Genomic DNA, 21,324 nt, shown 5'->3' with positions numbered 1-21,324 from the left:
TTAGTGTTAATTAGTGAGATTCGTATTTTTTTTTAATTTATCGTCTCTCCATTTGCTGCTTCAGTGTCTGGATTTACAAAAACCAATTTCCCTTCGGCATTAGTAGTCATCAAAATCATTCCTTGACTTTCCACGCCACGTAAGTTTCTTGGTGCCAAGTTGACTAAAACAGTCACTTTTTTACCAATGATATCTTCTGGTTTAAAACTCTCAGCAATTCCGGAAACGATAGTACGAACATCAATTCCTGTATCTACTTTTAGAATCAAAAGCTTGTTTGCTTTCGGCATTTTTTCGGCTTCCAGAATCGTTCCAACCCGCAAATCCATTTTGGCAAAATCGTCAAACTGAATTGCTTCTTTTTGAGGTTCTACTTTTTTGTTTTCGGCACTATTGGCTGTTTTTGTAGCTTCTAGTTTGTCTATTTGTTTCTGAATTTCCTCGTCTTCAATTTTGGCAAAAAGTAATTCTGCTTCTCCAATTTGGTGTCCTGCTACAATCAAATCAGAAGTTTCTGAAATCGTAGCCCAAGACAATGGAGATTGTATTTTTAGTATTCGGGACAATTTTTTGGCGGTAAAAGGCAAGAACGGTTCGCATAAAATGCTTAATGCCGCAGCGATTTGCAAGGCTACATACATTTGCGTTTGCACGCGCTCTGGATTGTCTTTGATTACTTTCCAAGGCTCTTCATCGGCTAAATATTTATTTCCAAGTCGAGCCACATTCATCAATTCACCTAAAGCTTCTCTAAAACGGTATCGTTCAACAGAACTCGAAATTACAGCAGGATAGGCTTTTAATTCTGTTAAAGTAGCTTCGTCCACCTCAGATAATTCATTCGGTGAAGGAACAACACCATTGTAATATTTATTAGTTAAAACCACCACACGATTAATGAAATTACCATAAATTGCAACCAGCTCATTGTTGTTTCTCGCCTGAAAATCTTTCCAAGTAAAATCATTATCCTTAGTTTCTGGCGCATTCGATGTCAATGCATAACGCAAAACATCCTGCTGACCTGGAAAATCTTCCAAATATTCGTGCAGCCAAACCGCCCAGTTTTTAGACGTAGACAATTTATTTCCTTCTAAGTTCAAGAACTCATTTGCAGGCACATTGTCTGGTAAAATATAACTTCCTTCGGCTTTTAACATCGCAGGGAAAATAACACAGTGAAAAACAATATTGTCCTTCCCTATAAAGTGAACCAACTTGGTGTCTTGATCTTTCCAGTATGGCTCCCATTCTTTTCCTTCGCGCAAAGCCCATTCTTTCGAAGAAGAGATGTAGCCAATTGGTGCGTCAAACCACACATATAATTTTTTTCCTTCGGCACCTTCAACGGGAACATCAATTCCCCAGTCTAAGTCACGCGTTACCGCACGAGGTTCTAGTCCGCCATCGATCCAGGATTTTACTTGTCCGTAAACATTGGGTTTCCAGTCGTTTTTATGCCCAACTAAGATCCACTCTTTCAAGAAATCTTCGTAACGATCCAAAGGTAAAAACCAGTGTTTCGTAGATTTCATAATAGGAGTTTCTCCCGTAATAGTCGATTTTGGGTTAATTAAATCGGTAGCGTTTAGCGTTGATCCACATTTTTCACATTGATCTCCGTAGGCTTCTTCGTTACCACATTTTGGACAAGTACCAATTACAAAACGGTCTGCCAAAAATTGATCCGCTTTGGCATCATACAATTGTTCGGTTACTTGCTCTATAAAATCGCCTTTTTCATATAAAGTTCTAAAAAATTCCGAAGCTGTATCATGATGAATCTTAGCCGAAGTTCGAGAATAGTTGTCAAACGAAATATCAAAGTCAATAAACGATTTACGGATAATTCCATCGTATTTATCGATTACTTGCTGCGGCGTAATGCCCTCTTTTTTGGCTTTCATCGAGATAGCAACACCGTGTTCGTCGCTTCCGCAAACAAACAAAACGTCTCTTCCTTGCAATCTGAGGTAACGAGAATAAATATCAGAAGGCACATAAACACCTGCCAAATGGCCAATGTGAATTGGGCCGTTAGTGTAAGGCAATGCCGCCGTAATGGTATATCTTTTTGGATTCTGTATCATAAAATTATTTTTAGATTCTGAAATTAATTCAGAACGCGGTGCAAAAATAAGTATTTTTATGGAAACGAAGGGACAAGTCGCGACTTGTCCGTACTTATGTGTCATTATTTGTAGCATTTTGGCAGCAGTCAGGGTTATTCTTAGGAGCAATTTCCTGCTATTCGCTATATCTTTTTATGGTCTCGTTTCAAAAAACGAGACCATAAAAAGGATGCCGCTTCTATCAGGGCTAGGGATTTAGGATTTCCAAAACGCTTTTCCACAATCTTGTCATTCTGACGAAGGAAGAATCTCTTCAAGTAGATCAAGCCTTGTGAATTAATTATGTGATTCCTCGTCCCTCGGAAAGACAAGATAGCGGAAATACGCAACAGTATAATGTGCTGCTTTAAGAATTAGAAATTCCAATGTGTTGATGGCGAATTCATCGGTTAAAATAATACTAATCAAATGAAACAGATAATTTTTCATAACTTTGATCTAGCAAGTCAACAGGCTTTAAGGAGCAAACAAAGAGTCTATGTAAACCATAGTTTTTAAATAGCTAAGACAGTAATTTAGATTAAATATAGGCCTTATGGATAAATCTTATATAACGTGTTTAGAGTGCGGTACGGTTAACTTAAATAATAAGTATTGTAGCAATTGCGGAGCGATACTGGATGTAGTTCTCAAGCGCCGCCTTGAACGTGAAAAAAAGATTCAAGAGAAAATTGAGCGAAAAGAAAAAACAAAAAAAGAGCCAAGTAAAATTGAACTATTTTTAAAAAACGGTGCAGAACACCCTAACATCCTAATACGCATTCTCTTTCAAGCAGTGTATTCAATTTGGATTTTCTTTGCAGTAGTCATTGGAGCACTTATTTCATTGGTTGTAGCAGCTGCAGCAGGTTAAATAAATAATAGAAATGAAGATATCAAAACACAATCGCCATGATGCTTTTTTTAAAACACAGGCTAAAAGTGAAAATTTATTTTTTAGAACAGTCAATAAATTGTTCAGTTCGTCTTGGGGAATTGGAGCACTTCTAGCAGCTATTTCAGCTTGGACAGCCGGGATTTTATATGTTTAGAAGAGTTGTTTACATAGTGATGTTTCTGACCGCTCTGACAATCTACGTCATGCAGCGGTTAAGGTTACCATTGCCTTCATTGATCAATAATTATCTTAATGATTTGCTTTGTCTTCCTCTATTGCTGGGCGCGATGACATTCGTAATCCGACGTATTAAGAAAGATAGTTCCTTTCAATTCTCAATTGGGTTTGTCATTTTTTTGTCATGCTACTATTCTTTTTATTTCGAATATTATCTTCCAAAGGTTAATCCAAGATACACTGCAGACTGGATAGATGTAGTTTTATATTTTTCAGGCGGAATTCTTTTCTACTTTATTCAAAAGAAGAAAAGCACTAAACTTTCATGACAGGAGTTTTATGAATAAATTAAAGTTAATTCAAACAAGCATTCGCGCGATCGGTTAGATTTTAGTTCGTTCTTGTTTTCTCTTCACTTATATTTGTAGCCATATAGTTAAGAAGATTTTATATCATGCCAAAAGGACCCGAAAAAAACACTAAAAATAAGGCTTTACATACCAAATTGCTAAATCGGAAAAAGGCCAAACTTCAAGAAGAGAAGAAAGAAAAGGCATTACGGTTGAAAGTTTTGGTTGCAAAAATGAATCAGAAGAAGAATAGTGAAAATTCCGATTCTAAATAAGTTTTTATTTGACCGCATTACCGTTTTTTATTGACAACTCATCTCAGGAATCTGTGAAATGGGTATTAAAAAAACATTTTTATCCTTCATTATTTTACCCGAAATTTGCAACCAACTCCTTAAAAACAAATCCATATGGAATTCGGTAGAATCATAATTTCAGAAACCGCAGCGAATAGCGAAAATCTACAAGACATTATCAACTCTAATATTTCGGTGATTAATCTAATGCGTGAAGAAAAAATAGATGACGATTTAATTCACGAAGATGCGTTGATGAGTTATTATTTAGATTATTACACTTCACAATATACCGAAGGAAATTTTGCTCAATTTGTATATAATTCTGGTTGGAACACGGAACTAAACGAACTAATTGAAGAAGGTCTGCAGTTACTGGGCGCTGAAAAGCATTTGGAATTATTCCAACAACAATGCAAGAAAGTCAAATTGATGAGTAGCGTTAAGAGAGATAAATTTTTTAAAGGGAAACTAGAAGGGGTAAATCCAGTTAGAGATTTGATGAATAGCGATACTTTTTTTGAAATAGAAGAAAACTTAGTAGAACTTAATGCTGGCTTTTTAAAATCCCATCCTGATCTGGAAGTACTTTCGGTAGATGATATGTTTGCAGTTCTGGAGGAATTTGTAGGACATGAGATTAAAAGGGCATAGATAGCTATTCCGCAGAGATGCGTTAAGAAAAAAAAGATACACAAAGCGTTTTAAAAGCTTTGCGACTCTTTGCGAAACAACTATTATTAGAATATTCCACAGAGTTCCGCAATGAAAAAAATCAGAGCCGTGCAAAAAGAGCTTTTAACTTTTGCGAATCTCCGACTACTCTTTGTGCTTCTCTGTGAAACAACTATTTTTTTAATCAGATAAAATATTATTTCCCCAACACTTTGTCTGATAAGTCTCAAACATTTCCTTAAATTTGCTTTCTTTATAGAGATAAAAACCCAAGAGTTATAAAATTCAAACTATGTTACAAATTGCATTTATTAGAGAGAATCAAGAGAAAGTAATCCAAGCTTTGGCAAAAAGAAATATGGATGCCAAAAGTGTTGTGGAAGATGTCGTACAACTAGACACGCAACGTCGTGCTACACAAGTAGAGTTAGACGGAATTTTAGCTGAATCTAATAAATTATCCAAGGACATTGGCGAATTGATGAAAAACGGCGAGAAATCGAAAGCCGCTATCCTAAAAGAAAAAACGGTTTTAAATAAGGAGAAAAGTAAGAATTTAGCAGAAATAGCAGACGCACTTGCTGCTGAACTAACCGAGAAACTATATACTTTACCTAACCTTCCAGCAGATATTGTACCAGTAGGGAAAACGCCGGAGGAGAATCTAAACGTTTTTGAAGCGGGTGAAGTTCCTGTTTTGCACGAAGGGGCACAACCGCATTGGGAATTAGTAAAAAAATACGATATCATTGATTTTGAGCTAGGAAATAAAATTGCTGGTGCAGGATTTCCGGTTTATAAAGGAAAAGGAGCGCGATTGCAACGTGCTTTAATCAACTATTTCTTAGATAAAAATACAGCAGCGGGTTATAATGAAGTGCAAGTGCCTCATATGGTAAACGAGGCTTCGGCTTATGGAACCGGACAATTGCCAGACAAAGAAGGGCAGATGTACCATGACGCAACTGATAATTTATATTTAATTCCTACGGCTGAAGTTCCGGTAACAAATATGTTTAGAGATGTAATCTTAAACGAAAGTGAATTACCTGTTCTTACTACAGCCTATACACCCTGTTTCCGTCGTGAAGCAGGTTCTTACGGAGCACATGTACGTGGATTGAATCGTTTGCATCAGTTTGATAAAGTTGAAATTGTACGTGTAGAGCATCCTGATAAATCATACGAAGCTTTAGACGGAATGGTAGAACATATAAAAGACATCCTTAACGAATTAAAGTTACCCTATAGAATCTTACGCCTTTGTGGTGGAGATATGGGATTCACATCGGCATTGACTTATGATTTCGAAGTGTTTTCTACCGCCCAAGACCGTTGGTTAGAAATTAGTTCGGTTTCTAATTTTGAAACTTTCCAGTCAAATCGTTTGAAATTGCGTTTCAAAGACAAAGACGGAAAAAACCAATTAGCGCATACACTTAATGGAAGTTCATTGGCTTTGCCAAGAGTGCTTGCAGGAATACTTGAAAACTACCAAACAGCAGAAGGAATCGTAATACCTGAAGTGTTGCGTTCGTACTGTGGGTTTGATATTATAGACTAATTAGTGTTCAGTCCTCAGTGATCGGTGTTCAGTTTGCTTCTGAATAATACATCGGTTCGCAAACTGAACACTGAATACTGAACACTTTTAACATGAAGCACTTTTTTTTATATATCACTTTGTCATTCTCGCTTTTTTCGTTTGCTCAAAACGAACAGTTAGCGCAGTATTATTATGACAAAGGTGATTTTGAAAAAGCAAAGATGGGCTATGAGGAGTTGTTACTAAACGTTCCTCAAAATACGCCTTATTTTTTAAGAACAGTTGATTGTTACCAACAATTGAAACAATTTGAAAGTGCAGAGAAGGCAATTCAAACCAGACTTAATAAATACAATCAGGGGAATCTTTTAGTAGAGCTGGGATATAATTTTCAGTTGCAGAAAAATGAGGCTAAAGCCAAAATTTTCTACGACCAAGCACTAGATCGTATCAAGAAAAACCCGAATGAAGTATATGGTATAGCGACCTCATTTGAGAAAAAAGTATTACTGGAGTATGCTTTGAAATCCTATCAAACGGCTTCAGCGGTAGAGCCTCAATTTAATTTTAATTACCAGAACGGATTGCTATATGGGCAATTAGGAAATACAGAAATGATGATTTCTACTTTTCTAGATGAATCCTACGCGACTCCGCAAAATTCGATAATGATTCAAAATCAATTATCTCGATTCATGTCTGATGATAGCGATGGTAATTTTAATGAGATGCTCAGAAAAGGATTGATTTTGCGTGTACAAAAAAGTCAAGATTTGTTTTGGAACCGTTATTTGAGTTGGTTTTACGTGCAACAAAAAGAGTTTTCAAAAGCCTTTATACAAGAGAAAGCTATTTACAAACGTAACTCGGAATCGTTGTCTAATATTGTCAATTTAGCACATCTTGCAGTGGAAGAAGACGATCAGGAAATGGCGGTTGAAATCTTAGAATTTGTACTAGAAAACACCAAAGATCTCGAATTACTTATTCAGGCACATACCTATTTGATCAGCATAAAAATAGAAAAGGCAAAAGAAAAAGATTTTGCAAATATCAATGCAGAAATAGAAGGATTACTGGCAGAATATGAAATCAGCCCATTTACCTTATCTTTGCAATTAATTCAGGCGCATTTTGTGGCTTTTAATTTGAAAAATCCGGAGCAAGGAAGAGCTATTATTAAAAAAGCATTAGACTTACGATTGGATGATTATAAAGTTGCGCAGGTTAAAATGGAATTAGCAGACATTCTACTTTTCGAAGAAAAATTTAATCAGGCATTAATCTACTATTCTCAAATTGAGATGGATTTAAAAAATGATGTGGTGGCTCATGAAGCCAGTTTAAAAGCAGCTAAAACGAGTTATTTTAAAACTGATTTTGTGTGGGCGTTGAAACAATTTAAGGAACTAAAATCAGCCAACACCCAACTGATAGCAAATGATGCATTAGAATACTTTCTGTTGATAAATGATAATACTGTGGCTGATTCGACACAAACAGCCTTAAAGGAATTTGCAAAAGGAGATTATCTTTTATATCAAAATAGAAATCAGGAAGCAATTGCTCAGTTTCAATCAATCTTGAAAAAATACAAGGGTCAGGAAATAGAAGCGGTTACCTTATTGCGTTTAGGAAAAATTTATGAGAAAACAACCGACTATAATTTGGCTTTAAGCCAATATCAAGAGATTATTGACCATCATAACGTCGGAATTTATATTGATGAGGCTTTGTTTTTTTCGGCAGAGATTTATAATAAAAAGTTGAAAGAAGTAGAAAAAGCGAAGCCGTTATATGAAAAGATAATTTTTAATCACGAAGACAGCATCTACTTTGTTGAAGCTAGAAAAAGTTTCAGGCAATTGCGGGGAGATACTAATTTATAAATTCCCTCTAACTCCCTGAAGCGAAATTAGAGTAAAATGAATATAATGCTATAACATATAGAATAACGAGTTTGAGTTAGAATGTCAAATCCTAAATCTAAATTCTTAAATCCTAAATCTAAAATGATAATATACAACGTTACCACAAACATACATGAAAGCGTTCATGACCAATGGATCATATGGATGCAACACAAACACATTCCTGAAATTCTAGCTACAGGTAAATTTACTGCCGCCAGATTAGTTCGCGTATTGATAGAAGAAGAAATGGGCGGTGTAACTTATTCGGCTCAATATACAACCGATAGTAGGGAGACATTAGAGAAATACTATCAGGAAGATGCGCCAAGATTCCGCGAGGAAGGAGCAAAGCTGTTTGGAGAAAAAATGCTTGCCTTTAGAACAGAGTTGGAAGTGATTTCTGAACACTAAATGGAGTGGTCAGTATTCAGTTTTAAGTATTCAGGCAATAGTCGGGAACCTGCTTTTGCATAGTCGCTAAAAGTAGGTTACAATAAAAATTACACTTAGTGCTTTAGTGCCTGTGTGGTAAAACAAAAGAAAATGGAAAAAGTAAAAGCCAAAAAACATCTCGGACAGCACTTCTTAAAGGATGAAAGCATCGCTAAGGATATTGCTGACACGTTGAACTTGGAAGGGTATGATGATATATTAGAGATTGGGCCGGGAATGGGTGTTTTAACTAAGTATTTGTTAGAAAAGCCAGTTACGACTTATGTAATTGAAATCGATACAGAATCTGTGACTTATTTGGATGAAAATTATCCAAAATTGAAGGATAAGATTATCTCAAAAGATTTTTTGAGATACAATATAAACGAAATTTTTGAAGGGAAGCAGTTCGCTATTATCGGGAATTTCCCCTATAATATTTCGACACAAATTGTTTTTCGAACATTAGAATATCGCGATCAGATACCTGAATTTGCGGGTATGTTTCAAAAAGAAGTGGCACAACGCATTTGTGAAAAGAAAGGAACTAAAGCATACGGAATTCTGTCTGTTTTAGTGCAAGCTTTTTATGATGCAGAATATTTATTTACGGTAGATGAAAATGTTTTTATTCCGCCACCAAAAGTAAAATCAGGTGTTTTGCGTTTGCGCAGAAAAAAAGATTATAGTTTGCCTTGCGGGGAGAAATTATTTTTTACGGTAGTTAAAACGGCATTTCAACAACGTCGTAAAACCATGAGAAACAGTTTGAAAACGATGAACTTATCTGATAGTTTAAGAGAGGACCCAATCTTTGATCTTCGCCCAGAACAGTTAGACGTAGCGCAATTTATTGAACTTACCCAAAAAATAGAAGCGGATGGAATTTAAAATCAGCAAAAACTTAATACTCGAATTAGAGCAACACATTGTCAATAAAAACGATAAGGAACTTGAAGCCTTATTGAATGACATGCACCATGCCGATATTGCAGAGATTCTGGATGAGCTTGATTTTGATGAGGCAACCTATATTTTTAAGGTATTAGATAGTGATAAGACGGCAGAAATTCTTCTTGAACTAGAAGATGATTTGCGTGAAAATATATTAAGTCGCCTTTCGGCAAAAGAGATTGCAGAAGAATTAGATGAGCTAGATACGAATGATGCAGCCGATATTATCGCCGAGCTTTCGCAGGACTTAAAAGCCGAAGTAATCTCTGAATTGAATGATGTTGAGCATGCAAAAGACATTGTTGATTTGTTGCGTTACGATGAGAACTCTGCTGGGGGATTGATGGGGAAAGAGCTGGTGAAAGTGAACGAAAACTGGAATGTCCTGACATGTGTCAAAGAAATGCGCGTTCAGGCAGAAAATGTTTCTCGCGTGCATTCTATCTATGTGGTCGATGATGAAAATAGATTGAAAGGAAGGCTTTCATTAAAGGATTTATTGACTACGTCGACAAAAACAAATATCAATGATATTTACATCCGGAAATTAAATTACGTTAACGTAGATACTGAAGATGTTGAGGTGGCCCGAATTATGCAAAAATATGATTTAGAAGCTATTCCTGTTGTGGATGAAATGGGTCGTTTAGTAGGGCGAATCACCATTGATGACATTATTGACGTCATTAGGGATGAAGCAGATCAGGATTACCAGTTAGCGGCGGGTATCTCTAAGGATGTAGAAGCAGATGATAGTATTTTAGAGCATACTAAAGCGCGTTTGCCGTGGTTGGTTTTAGCGTTGCTAGGAGGTTTTATTTCTGTAAAAGTGCTTGGGTTATTTGAAGGCGCTATGTTAAAGCATGGAGAATTATTCTTTTTTACTCCGCTAATTGCTGCAATGGCAGGAAATGTCGGAGTGCAATCATCAGCGATAATTGTGCAAGGTTTGGCAAACAACACTTTGAGTGGGTCCTTATTTAGTCGATTGATGAAAGAAGTATCTCTTAGTTTACTTAATGGGGTAATTCTAGCAGTTATATTGTTTGTAGGGAGTCATTATCTTTTGGATGTAAAAATTGTGATTGGGGTAATTGTCACCACGGCCTTAGTTTCGGTGATTATAATTGCGTCACTTATTGGAACATTTGTGCCATTATTGTTGGATAAATTTGGGATTGACCCCGCCTTGGCGACAGGGCCTTTTATCACTACTAGTAATGATATTTGTGGTATTCTTATCTATTTCTCAATTGCAAGAATTATTTTAGGCTTTTAATTCCAGGATATAGAATTCTAAAGAAAACAGCTTGTTTTTGATAGCTAAATTATTGACTAAATTAATCAAAAAACCAAAAATAAAAATGAAAATACATATAATAGGAGGGGGAAACCTTGGAACTTCGATTGCAGTTGGGATATCTAAATTTTCGAAAAATAATACGGTTACCGTCACCAGAAGAAATACGGCTAGTATTGCTTATCTCGAAGATTCTGGAATAACAGTTTCTTCAGACAATACACATAACATTGAAGACGCCGACGTAATTATTCTTACGATAAAGCCTTATCAAGTAGATGTTGTTTTGGCTGATATACTACCAAAAATCACGAATAAAACTATTGCTTCTGCAGTGAGTGGCTTGTCCATAGAAGCGCTTCAAGGTAAAATAGGGGACAACAACCAGGCTATCCGAATCATGCCTAATATTGCGGCACAATTTGGAGAGTCTGCGACCTGTATTTCATTCAATGAAAATAATAAATCGCAAGCTCAGGCTGTTATTACTTTATTTAAGAATCTTGGTACAGCTCCAGTTATTGATGAAAAATTAATGGACGCCGCTACTGTTTTGGCCGCAAGCGGAACTGCTTTTGCGTTGCGTTATATTAGAGCATCAATGCAGGCTGGTATCGAAATAGGATTTGATTGGAAAACAGCTTTGGCCATTTCAGCTCAAACCGTCAAAGGGGCTGCGGAAATGCTTATGGAAGAACAAGTGCATCCAGAACAATTAATAGATCGAGTAACAACTCCAAAGGGTTGTACTATTGCCGGACTTAACGAAATGGAAATGCATGGATTTAGTTCCTCATTGATACGAGGAATCAAAACTTCTTTGAATCAAATAAAAGGTTAATTTTAAATTTGTGTAATGCAAATTTTACATATATTATTTTTAAGTGCCTCAATACTAGATTTTTATGAGTGATATGATGTGTAAAACAAACTAAAGCAAGTAGTTCATCGGATTAAAAGTGTAATTCATCGAAAAACAGCTGAAGCGTATTATTTGAGGTATAATTAAACGTAAATTTGTGATAGCCTTATTGATCTACACTTACTTTTCTATCTAATGGTATAATTGAATATTAACAATTAAAATTCATTATGATGAAAAAATTACTTTACAATCTTTACGAGAGAATTTCTGATTTTTTATATGGAGGACAAAAAGCCTCTCCATTTTAAACGATTAATAGGGTGTTTTAAAAGAATGTACTTAGAATAGTATCCAATATGGATGGTATTAGGTGGAAAACCATTTCTAAATTATATAAATTTAGAAATGGTTTTTTTTATTTTTAGTAAATTGGAATCTATTGAGTTCTTAAAACTATAAACCGTAATTTTTTATTAATTTTGATTTCTAACTTAGAAATTATTTTCATGGATATTAAAATTCTTCATATAGATAGCAACAATCCCATTTTAATGAGGCAACTAGAAGAACTAGGTTTTGAAAATCACGAAGATTTTACTTCTTCAAAAGAGGAAATCGAGGAGAAAATACAGTCTTACCAAGGCGTTGTAATTCGTAGCCGTTTTAAAATTGATAAATCCTTTTTAGACAAAGCCACTAATTTGCAGTTTATAGCCCGTGTAGGTGCCGGTCTGGAAAGTATCGATTGCGAGTATGCAATATCAAAAAACATAACGCTCATTGCCGCTCCCGAAGGGAATAGAAATGCGGTTGCTGAGCATACTTTAGGAATGATTCTGTCGCTTTTCAATAATTTGAATAAAGCGGATAGGGAAATTCGAGCAGGACATTGGAACAGGGAAAGCAATAGAGGTCATGAATTAGACGGTAAAACTATAGGGATCATCGGTTATGGTAATATGGGGAAATCATTTGCCAAAAAACTCCGTGGTTTTGAAGTAGAAGTGTTGTGCTATGATATTCTAGGAAATGTTGGCGATGCCAATGCAAAGCAGGTTTCCTTGGAAGAATTACAGCGAAAGACAGATGTATTGAGTTTACATATTCCATGGACACCGGAAACCAATAAGATGGTTGATACTGCTTTTATCACTGCTTTTGCGAAGCCTTTCTGGATTTTTAACACTTCTAGGGGTAAGAACATAGTTACCGCAGATTTGGCAGCTGCTATGTCTGCAGGAAAAATTTTGGGGGCAGGACTAGATGTGTTGGAGTATGAGAAATTATCTTTCGAAACTCTTTTTCAAGATAATAATACACCTGAAGCGTTTCAATACTTATTAAAAGCAGATAACGTTATATTAACACCTCATGTCGCGGGATGGACTTTTGAGAGTCACGAACGATTGTCTCAAGTAATTATAGATAAGATTAAGTCAAAGTATCTTGGTTAAGACAAAGTTGTAGTCGATGAAAAACGAGTTACGGGAATAGGAGGGTTGTTTTTTAAATCAAAAAATTCTAAAGAATTGGTTGCTTGGTATGGGAAACACGTAGGATTAAGAACAGACGGCTATGGTTCTACTTTTTGGTGGAAAGATAGTAATGGGAATGATTGGTCTAGGCAATGGTCGCCATTTGCTGAGGATACGACTTATTTTGAGCCCAGTGAGAAACAATTCATGCAGAATTTCAGAGTACATAATTTAGAGATGTTGTTGCTACAATTAAAAGAAGAAGGAGTCACTATTGTAGGAGAAATGGAGCGCTTTGATTACGGTAAATTTGGTTGGGTTTTGGATCCTGAAGGAAATAAAATTGAACTTTGGGAGCCAATTGATGATGTTTTAAATAAAAAATTATATATTTAATCTTTCAAAATCAATCAAATAATCAACTATTATGGAAAATGCAAAACATGAATCTTGGAATGCTCCACAACCGGTTCATGAAGATAATAAAAAAATAGCAGCCGGTTTATTAGCAATTCTTCTGGCGCCTTTTGGGATTCATAAATTTCTTTTAGGGTACACGACGGAAGGGATAATATGGCTTGTGATTAGTCTTGTTACATGTGGTTCCGTGACGACTTTATTAGGGATTATTGAGGGAATAGTTTATTTGACTAAGTCAGACGAAGAGTTCTATCAAACATATCAGGTAAATAAAAAAGGATGGTTCTAAACATAAAAAAGTCTCGACATTGTCGAGACTTTTTTATGTTTAATTGAGCGTTATTATACCTGACTAATCTTCCTTGTCAGCTAATTTTCTTTCCAGTTCAGCCTGAAATTCTTCCATAACTGGTTTCATTGTGCTTTCTGGAATATCTGCGATTCTAATGTACATCAAGCCATCGACAGCATTGTTAAACAATGGATCAACATTAAAAGCAACCACTTTTGCATTTTGTTTGATGTATTTTTTAATTAACACTGGTAAACGCAAAACTCCTGGTTCGAGTTCGTCAATAATTTTGTCAAATTTATTTAAATCAGCTTCTGTTTCATTAAAAATAAAATCTTTATCAGCATCTTTTAGTTTTACTTTGTAAGCCTTTTTCGGATGGATATACTGTGCAATATAAGGATCATAATAATTTGATTTCATAAATTCAATCATCAAAGATTTTGAAAAATCAGAGAATTGATTACTGATACTTACGCCTCCAAGAAGGAATTTATGTTCCGGAAAACGTAAAGTGGTATGAATGATTCCTTTCCAGAGCAAGAAAAGTGGCATCGGTTTTTGCTGGTATTCTTTGATGATAAATGCGCGACCCATTTCTATAGATTTGTTCATCATGTCGTGAAGTTCTGGCTCAAAACGAAAAAGTTCATTCAAATAAAAACCTTCTATTCCGTATTTCGGGTAAATTTCTGAACCTAGTCCCATTCTATAAGCTCCTGCAATTTTCTTTGCATCATCATCCCATAAGAAAAGATGATGGTAGTATTGATCAAATTTGTCTAAATCAATAGACTCGTTTGTTCCTTCGCCCACTTCTCTAAAAGTAATTTCGCGCAAGCGTCCTATTTCATGAAGGATGTTTGGAATTGTATTTGCTTCAGCAAAAAAGACTTCGTAGTTTTTACTTTGTAAGAGTCTGCAATCCGTGTCTCGTAACGCATCAACTTCTGAAATAATTTTTTCTCCATTTGCAGGAGTTACTATTTCTTTAGGGCTGCGGGGGATTTTTAAATTTGGTGTCGTCAATAACTTACTCTCTTTCTCGTAAGGATTGGCCAGCATATAGGTTTTCCTTCTCAAGAATTCAGAATAAAGCTCCGTTGTCTTGTATTCGTTTTGTTCTGCCACAGAAATCGGTTTCCCTATTCTGACTTTTATGACCCGATGCTTCTGACTGAAAACTTCTGAAGGTAATTTTGCAGTGCGAAAGGTTCCGCTAATTTTAGAAAGGAAATAAAACAACCAACTATTTTTAGCGTGAAAGTAAATAGGCACAACAGGAACTTGCGCTTTACGGATTACTTTAATAGCTCCTTCTTCCCATGGTTTGTCGACCATAAGTTTTCCATCTTTATAACTGGAAACTTCTCCAGCTGGAAACATTCCAAGTGGTTTTCCATCACTTAAATGACGCAAAGTTTCCTTGATTCCTATCACACTTGATTTAGCATCCTTATGATTTTCAAAAGGATTAACTGGCATGATGTATTTTTTGAGAGGCTCAATTCTATGTAATAAGAAGTTTGCGATTATTTTGAAATTAGGTTCTCTATCGAGCATTAATTTCAACAACAAAACACCATCTATACCACCTAAGGGATGATTGGAAATGGTTATATAAGCGCCTTCTTTTGGTAGTCTTTTAAAATCATCTTCCGGGATTTCAAATTTTATTTGTAAGTCGTCTAATATGGCATTTAAGAAATCAACATCTTTTAAATGCTTATTGCCATCATAAAATTCATTAAGCTTAGATATTTTTAATGCTTTCATTAAAAGCCAACCGGAAAAAGTTCCCAGAATTCCATATTTTTCAGCATTTATTGCTTTTGCAACTTCTTTTGCGGTAACTAAACCCATTTATGTATTATTTTTTGAGGGAAAAACAAAGATAAACAAAAAGTCTATGATTAAGCTATAATACCATTGCATTTTCTTGTTTTTTCGAGTGTTTGATTTTTATTTTTTAGTACTTTTGAAATTCAAAATTATAGTAAAATGAAGATTATTTCTTATAATGTTAATGGAATTCGTTCTGCAATTTCTAAAGGATTCATTGATTGGTTACAACAGGCAAATCCGGATGTTATTTGTCTTCAGGAAATTAAGGCTTCTCCAGAACAGCTTCCATTATTGGATTTTGAACTAGCGGGATATCCCTACCATTATTGGTTTCCGGCTACAAAAAAAGGATATAGTGGAGTGGCTATTTTATCAAAAGTCAAACCAAACAATGTCGTATTTGGAACGGGAATTGAGCATATGGATTTTGAAGGAAGGAATATCCGCGTAGACTTCGATGAGTTATCAGTGATGAGTTTGTATCTGCCTTCAGGGACAAATAGTGAAAGATTAGACCATAAATTTATGTTTATGGATGATTTTCAAAATTATATTACAGATTTAAAGAAAGAGATTCCTAATCTGGTAATTTGTGGTGATTATAACATATGTCACGAAGCCATTGATATCCATGACCCAGTTCGAAATAAAAAAGTATCTGGATTTTTACCTGAAGAAAGAGCTTGGCTTGACACATTTCTGAATAATGGATTCGTTGATAGTTTTCGTTTTTTAAATAAAGAACCAGACAACTATACTTGGTGGACCGTTCGAGTTCCTACTGCTAGACTCAACAATAAGGGGTGGCGTATTGATTATTGTTTAGTGAGTGAGCCTTTGAGGGAAAGAATAAAACGGGCATTAATTTTGCCCGAAGCAAAACATTCGGATCATTGTCCCGTTTTGGTAGAGATAAGTTAGATTTATAATAAAAAAGAAAATAAATTTTAAAGTATAAAAAATGATAAAAAGAATTTCACTAGGATTGTTAATTGTAGCGCTTTCGACTTCTTGCGTATCCAAGAAAATTTACAACGATTTAGAAAATAAGTTTACCGATTTAAAGAAAGAAAATCGAGTTTTAGCCGATGAAAATGCGGGTCTTTTGAAAGCCAAGAATCAATTAGAACTGGAGCAGGACGCATTAAAAACAGATTTCAGTAAATTAAAGTCAGATCGTGATAAATGGTTGGCTGATTATGGTGCTTTAAGTAATAAAATGGACGTGATGCAAGAATCGTACAAAGCATTGGAGAAAAATAGCAATGAAGCGTTGCAAATTAATATGAGCAAGAATCGTGATTTGCTTTCGCAATTAGATGCTAAAGGAAAGGCTTTGGCAATAGAACAAGAGCGACTGAATAAAAGTGCTCAAAGACTTCAGGAATTGGAATCGTTGATTGCTGCCAAAGAAGCGACGATGAAAAAACTGAAAGAAACGCTTTCTAATGCTTTAAATAGTTTTGAAGGGAAAGGTTTAACGGTGGAGCAAAAAAATGGGAAAGTATATGTGTCCATGGAAAATAAACTACTGTTCAACTCTGGTAGTTGGGCTGTAGGTTCTGAGGGAAAGAAAGCGGTAGTAGAGTTAGGGAAAGTGTTAGGAGATAATCCAGATATTTCAGTATTGATTGAAGGTCATACTGATGATGATGGTTTTTCTAGTTCTGGACCAATTGCTAATAATTGGGATTTATCCACTAAAAGAGCTACTGCTATAGTTGCAATTTTAGGCGAAAACAAAAATATTAATAAGCAAAACTTAACTGCTGCAGGACGTGGTGAATTCTCTCCATTAGCTAGTAATGCAACAGCAGAAGGAAAAGCAAAAAATAGAAGAATTGAGATTATCTTAACGCCAAGATTAGATGAAATCGCTGAAATGTTGAATGAAATAAACTAAATTATACTGTTTTTAATACAAAAAGGTTCAGCCATAAGCCGCTGAACCTTTTTGTATTTAATATGGTGAACGTTTCTAAAAAATCTGTTAACGCTATACTATGAACTGTCAATAAAAGGTACATTTGTATCTCCATGCTTTTAATTTTAATCAAATAAATGAAATATACAAGCCTACCCAATACTGAAATAAAAGTTAGTAAAATATGTTTAGGTACCATGACTTTTGGTCAGCAAAATACAGAGACAGAAGGACATGAACAAATGAATTATGCACTTGAAAAAGGAGTTAATTTTTTTGATACAGCTGAGATGTATTCTGTTCCAGCAAGGGAGGAAACCTACGGGAGTACTGAAAAAATTCTTGGAACTTGGTTCAAAAAATCTGGAAGAAGAGAAGAAGTTGTCTTAGCTTCTAAAATTGCAGGTCCCAACCCTAATTTTACCTACATGCGCGATAAGAATGACTTTTCGCCTACAAGTATAAAATATGCTTTAGATAATAGTTTGCAGCGCCTTCAAACGGATTATATAGATTTGTATCAATTGCACTGGCCGGAGCGAAAAACCAATTTTTTTGGACAAAGAGGTTTTAAAGTCCAAGAGGATGATGCTTGGGAAGATAATATCCATGCTGTTTTGGATACTTTGGGAGATTTTATAAAGGAAGGGAAGATTAAACATATCGGACTTTCTAACGAAACGCCATGGGGAATTATGCGTTTTCTAGAAGAAAGCAAGCATCATAATTTGCCGATAATAAAAACAGTTCAAAATCCTTATTCTTTATTGAATAGGCTATTTGAAAGCGGTTCTGCCGAAATAAGCTTGAGAGAAAATGTAGGTTTGTTAGCTTATTCTCCAATGGCTTTTGGAATCTTATCGGGAAAATTCCTCAGTGGAGAAAAACATCCTAACGCAAGGATTAATTTGTTTCCTCAATTTTCAAGATACAATAGCGCTCAATGTACCGAAGCTACAAGACTATATCAGGAAATTGCTCATAAAAATGGGTTAAGCTTAACGGAATTGTCGTTGGCTTTTATAGAACAACAGCCTTTTGTGACTAGTACGATTATTGGGGCTACAACAATGGAGCAACTCAAAGAAAATATAGATACCATTCAAGTATCGTTGTCTGATGAAATACTAAAGGCAATTGACGAAGTTCAGGCTATAATTCCTGATCCGGCACCGTAATGAGTCATAATGAAGTAATCATTTTAAAAGCCTGATAAGTAGAAACACTTATCGGGCTTTTGAGTTTTAAAGGAATTAAACTTTAAAACTCAAACTCTTCAATAACTGACAGGGAATCAATGGGAATTGAGTCTTGTACTTTTAGTCGGAGATATGATTTTGCAGCACCTGAAATAAGTAGCGGTTGTGATTTGTAAATCGTATCATTAATATTGAGTAATCCTCTCCTCGTCATTATATTCGTCAAAAAGGATTCCTGTTTAGCCGCAAAATCTCTCAGCTTGCCCTGGTCATTAAACTGATACATAAATTTTCTTGGACTTGGTATAATTCGAGCGAGAAACAAACACTCGTTGAAAGTTAATTGAGAAGGGCTTTTCTGGAAATAGAAGTGACTTGCTTCACCTATTCCATATACATTAGGTCCCCATTCAATAATATTAAAATATACTTCAAGCATGCGCTCTTTGCTTGTAACGCGGTTATTTTCCAGAATGTAAACTAATAAAATTTCTTCCAGCTTTCGGGACACCGTTTTTTCACGTGTAAGGAAAACATTTTTTATCAATTGCATGCTGATGGTACTGGCACCACGTGTGAATTTTTTGGTTTTTATATTTTTGGCAATAGATTGTTTGAATGCTTCATTTATAAATCCATGATGTGAGAAGAAAGAAGGGTCTTCTGTCGTTAAAACGCATTTTCTTAAGTAAGGAGATATTTGATCTATCGGTGTGTAATTTGGGTTAGACGAGCCTACTAAAATTGGACGTTGGAGCACGTCTTTTATAATTGCTCTGTACACAAACTCACCGTTCAGTTTAGTTAGATTTGCTTCTCCGTATTTTGTTATTTTTAAATTTTCCTTTCGTAAATTGCTATCAAAAACTAATTCTTCAGGTTTGTTTTTATTGAACTTAAAATCCAGTTTATAATCGAAAGTACCTTCGGCCTGCATTCCTTGAAAATGGGCGAACAGTCCATCAGGGAGAGAGGAAATAAAATCCTGGGCTTTCATTTTAGGAATAACCAAGTTGAGTTTATAAATGGTATCGGTTTCTGTATCATAGGAGATATAGGGGCGAAATTTAAACTGGTTTAATTGGATAGTGGAACTGCTGTCTACTGATATGAAATCAGAGCCCAGCAAGAAACGATAGTCAAATCGCGCATTTTTGATTACAACATCTTTACGGGCTATTTTTGGGTGGTTTATCCTAAAGTTGGTTATCGATGTGAATCCATCAATATGTAATTTGCCACCACTCTTGTCAATATTTTCAATGTTTAACCGAATCGAATCAAAGCTAGATTTTAAATTGTACCGTTCATCAAAATACGGTACTTTGATGGCTCCAGTGTCTTTGTTAAAGATTCTAATGTCGGCTTTTTTATTGCGTGGATCGGCATAACCGCTAATTTTCCAACGCTGAGAAAAAGTATTGGTTTGGACGTCGATGGAAGTTTCAAGTTCTTTATCGGAGAGTGTCAATTTCTTAATGTCGATAGTCGCTTTTTTTCCGTTATCATCCAGTTTGAACTTTAGATTTTCGATGCTCATATCTGTTGGAACCAAATTTAATGCTTTCGAAATAATTCTGTAAGCAAAGGCAGCATAATCTCTTTTGTCATTGTTGGTTGATTCTCCATTGTCTTTCTTGAGGAAAGCCGCAAAATTTTTCACATTTCCTTTCTGTACTAGTTGAACCATTCCGTTTTTAATTTTCAAAGTACCCAGTTGAACATCGCCCAGCAACAAATGCCAGAAGTTAATACTTGTTTTAATTTTTTGGATGTTAAACAGTGTGTCTGCGTTTTTAGGGACTAAGGTAATTTCAGTTAGGCTAATTCCTGAAAATCCATCAAAAGAGGCTTTTTTTATGGATAATTTGCTATTGTACTTTTGCTCAATTTTAGTCGAAGCTTTTTCAATTGCTTGCTGTAAAATAGAATCTCTAAAAACAAAAAAACCGATAGCAAGTAGTAGTAGTAATAGCACAATCACTTTCAGGAGTAAAATCATCTTCTGTTTTCCGGTTTTCATAAATTGTAGGTTGTTTTAGCGATCGATTGAGAAACAAATTTAAAAGAATAAATGCTAATCTCTTTTTTAAACTGGAATAATTATGGGATTAGATTTAATTTTTTGTTGTGGCCAAAAAAAACTACAATAAGCAATTATTGTAGTTTTTGAAACTATAGGTTGTTTTATGATTTAAACAATGCCTATTCTATGAGATAAATGACGTTATTTTTGATTGTAGAATTTTTTTACTTTGGCAATAATCTGATTGGAAGTCATGCTATCTGCCGTTTCAACAGATTTAAGTTTACTGGCAATAATTGATTTCTCACCATTAATTTTTTGTTCTAATTTAGTCTTGGTTTCTGCAGGCCCAAAAATGTAAAGCTCGTCAGATTCATTGACAGTGGATATAATATCTTTAAAATAGCTGTTAATCTGATGCTTCTTTCTTTCGTCAAACGATTTTTGAGAATCGATATGTTGACCGCCAAAAAAGCTTCCTTTATCACCTTCTTTATCATGATAGACCCTATTCTCAAGATCAGATAGGATTTCACTAACTGCTTCTTTTCCATCTTCAAGAGTTACAATGATTGCTTTTGTTGAGTCAATCCAAATACCTGTTTGCTTTTTCATCTTTTATACGT

General features: G+C 35.1%; 19 protein-coding genes. 15 read left to right on the top strand and 4 right to left on the bottom strand.

The window, feature by feature from the left end:
• Nucleotides 1-32: 32 nt before the first annotated feature.
• Nucleotides 33-2,090 (bottom strand): methionine--tRNA ligase, encoded by a 2,058-nt coding sequence (metG, locus tag AC4PRO_RS06015; RefSeq protein ID WP_074720077.1) that lies wholly within the window; start codon nt 2,088-2,090, stop codon nt 33-35.
• A 577-nt stretch (nt 2,091-2,667) separates the two neighbouring features.
• On the opposite strand from metG, the gene AC4PRO_RS06010 reads away from it, so the two are divergent.
• The 12 genes from AC4PRO_RS06010 to AC4PRO_RS05955 all read left to right on the top strand — a co-directional run bounded on the left by AC4PRO_RS06010 (nt 2,668) and on the right by AC4PRO_RS05955 (nt 13,701).
• Nucleotides 2,668-2,985, top strand: a complete 318-nt coding sequence (locus AC4PRO_RS06010) for a hypothetical protein (protein ID WP_492116686.1) — start codon at nt 2,668-2,670, stop codon at nt 2,983-2,985.
• A gap of 13 nt (nt 2,986-2,998) precedes the next feature.
• Complete coding sequence (locus tag AC4PRO_RS06005) at nt 2,999-3,163, top strand: hypothetical protein (protein ID WP_492116685.1); 165 nt, start codon at nt 2,999-3,001, stop codon at nt 3,161-3,163.
• Between the two features lie 783 nt (nt 3,164-3,946).
• On the top strand, nt 3,947-4,486 hold the full coding sequence (locus tag AC4PRO_RS06000; protein ID WP_492116684.1) for a DMP19 family protein: 540 nt from the start codon (nt 3,947-3,949) through the stop codon (nt 4,484-4,486).
• Between the two features lie 313 nt (nt 4,487-4,799).
• Nucleotides 4,800-6,071, top strand: a complete 1,272-nt coding sequence (gene serS / locus AC4PRO_RS05995) for a serine--tRNA ligase (protein ID WP_492116683.1) — start codon at nt 4,800-4,802, stop codon at nt 6,069-6,071.
• A gap of 92 nt (nt 6,072-6,163) precedes the next feature.
• Entirely contained in the window at nt 6,164-7,942 is a 1,779-nt protein-coding gene (locus AC4PRO_RS05990; RefSeq protein WP_492116682.1) for a tetratricopeptide repeat protein, read from the top strand.
• Nucleotides 7,943-8,065: 123 nt separating this feature from the next.
• Nucleotides 8,066-8,377: a DUF4286 family protein gene (locus AC4PRO_RS05985; RefSeq protein WP_492116681.1), complete on the top strand. Its 312-nt coding sequence runs from the start codon at nt 8,066-8,068 to the stop codon at nt 8,375-8,377.
• Between the two features lie 132 nt (nt 8,378-8,509).
• The gene (gene rsmA / locus AC4PRO_RS05980) at nt 8,510-9,289 is read left to right on the top strand and encodes a 16S rRNA (adenine(1518)-N(6)/adenine(1519)-N(6))-dimethyltransferase RsmA (RefSeq protein WP_074720062.1); all 780 of its coding nucleotides are present in this window, start codon (nt 8,510-8,512) and stop codon (nt 9,287-9,289) included.
• Complete coding sequence (mgtE, locus tag AC4PRO_RS05975; protein WP_074720060.1) at nt 9,279-10,631, top strand: magnesium transporter; 1,353 nt, start codon at nt 9,279-9,281, stop codon at nt 10,629-10,631. Before rsmA ends, mgtE begins: the two co-directional genes overlap by 11 nt.
• A gap of 85 nt (nt 10,632-10,716) precedes the next feature.
• The gene (proC, locus tag AC4PRO_RS05970) at nt 10,717-11,493 is read left to right on the top strand and encodes a pyrroline-5-carboxylate reductase (protein WP_492116680.1); all 777 of its coding nucleotides are present in this window, start codon (nt 10,717-10,719) and stop codon (nt 11,491-11,493) included.
• Nucleotides 11,494-12,023: 530 nt separating this feature from the next.
• Nucleotides 12,024-12,971 carry a 2-hydroxyacid dehydrogenase gene (locus tag AC4PRO_RS05965; protein ID WP_492116679.1) on the top strand — a complete coding sequence of 316 codons (948 nt, stop codon included), beginning with the start codon at nt 12,024-12,026 and terminating at the stop codon, nt 12,969-12,971.
• 75 nt (nt 12,972-13,046) lie between these two features.
• A complete protein-coding gene (locus tag AC4PRO_RS05960) occupies nt 13,047-13,388 on the top strand; it encodes a VOC family protein (protein ID WP_492116678.1) in 342 nt (113 codons plus the stop codon).
• A 31-nt stretch (nt 13,389-13,419) separates the two neighbouring features.
• On the top strand, nt 13,420-13,701 hold the full coding sequence (locus AC4PRO_RS05955) for a TM2 domain-containing protein (protein ID WP_074720058.1): 282 nt from the start codon (nt 13,420-13,422) through the stop codon (nt 13,699-13,701).
• 63 nt (nt 13,702-13,764) lie between these two features.
• On the opposite strand, the gene AC4PRO_RS05950 is transcribed toward AC4PRO_RS05955, so the two are convergent.
• A complete protein-coding gene (locus AC4PRO_RS05950; protein ID WP_492116677.1) occupies nt 13,765-15,567 on the bottom strand; it encodes a GNAT family N-acyltransferase in 1,803 nt (600 codons plus the stop codon).
• A gap of 138 nt (nt 15,568-15,705) precedes the next feature.
• On the opposite strand from AC4PRO_RS05950, the gene AC4PRO_RS05945 reads away from it, so the two are divergent.
• The 3 genes from AC4PRO_RS05945 to AC4PRO_RS05935 all read left to right on the top strand — a co-directional run bounded on the left by AC4PRO_RS05945 (nt 15,706) and on the right by AC4PRO_RS05935 (nt 18,651).
• On the top strand, nt 15,706-16,470 hold the full coding sequence (locus AC4PRO_RS05945; RefSeq protein ID WP_074720054.1) for an exodeoxyribonuclease III: 765 nt from the start codon (nt 15,706-15,708) through the stop codon (nt 16,468-16,470).
• 40 nt (nt 16,471-16,510) lie between these two features.
• Nucleotides 16,511-17,452 carry an OmpA/MotB family protein gene (locus AC4PRO_RS05940; protein ID WP_074720051.1) on the top strand — a complete coding sequence of 314 codons (942 nt, stop codon included), beginning with the start codon at nt 16,511-16,513 and terminating at the stop codon, nt 17,450-17,452.
• Between the two features lie 158 nt (nt 17,453-17,610).
• The gene (locus tag AC4PRO_RS05935) at nt 17,611-18,651 is read left to right on the top strand and encodes an aldo/keto reductase (RefSeq protein WP_492116676.1); all 1,041 of its coding nucleotides are present in this window, start codon (nt 17,611-17,613) and stop codon (nt 18,649-18,651) included.
• Between the two features lie 82 nt (nt 18,652-18,733).
• Here AC4PRO_RS05935 and AC4PRO_RS05930 read toward each other — a convergent pair whose 3' ends face one another.
• Nucleotides 18,734-20,695, bottom strand: coding sequence for a transglycosylase domain-containing protein (locus AC4PRO_RS05930; RefSeq protein ID WP_492116675.1), 1,962 nt, complete (start codon nt 20,693-20,695; stop codon nt 18,734-18,736).
• A 204-nt stretch (nt 20,696-20,899) separates the two neighbouring features.
• Entirely contained in the window at nt 20,900-21,313 is a 414-nt protein-coding gene (locus AC4PRO_RS05925; RefSeq protein WP_074720046.1) for a hypothetical protein, read from the bottom strand.
• Nucleotides 21,314-21,324: the final 11 nt, after the last annotated feature.

The organism is Flavobacterium sp. DW-iso2 (assembly GCF_058725285.1).
The sequence above is the reverse complement of the archived record's forward strand: the minus strand, read 5'-3'. Positions and strand labels throughout refer to the sequence as shown.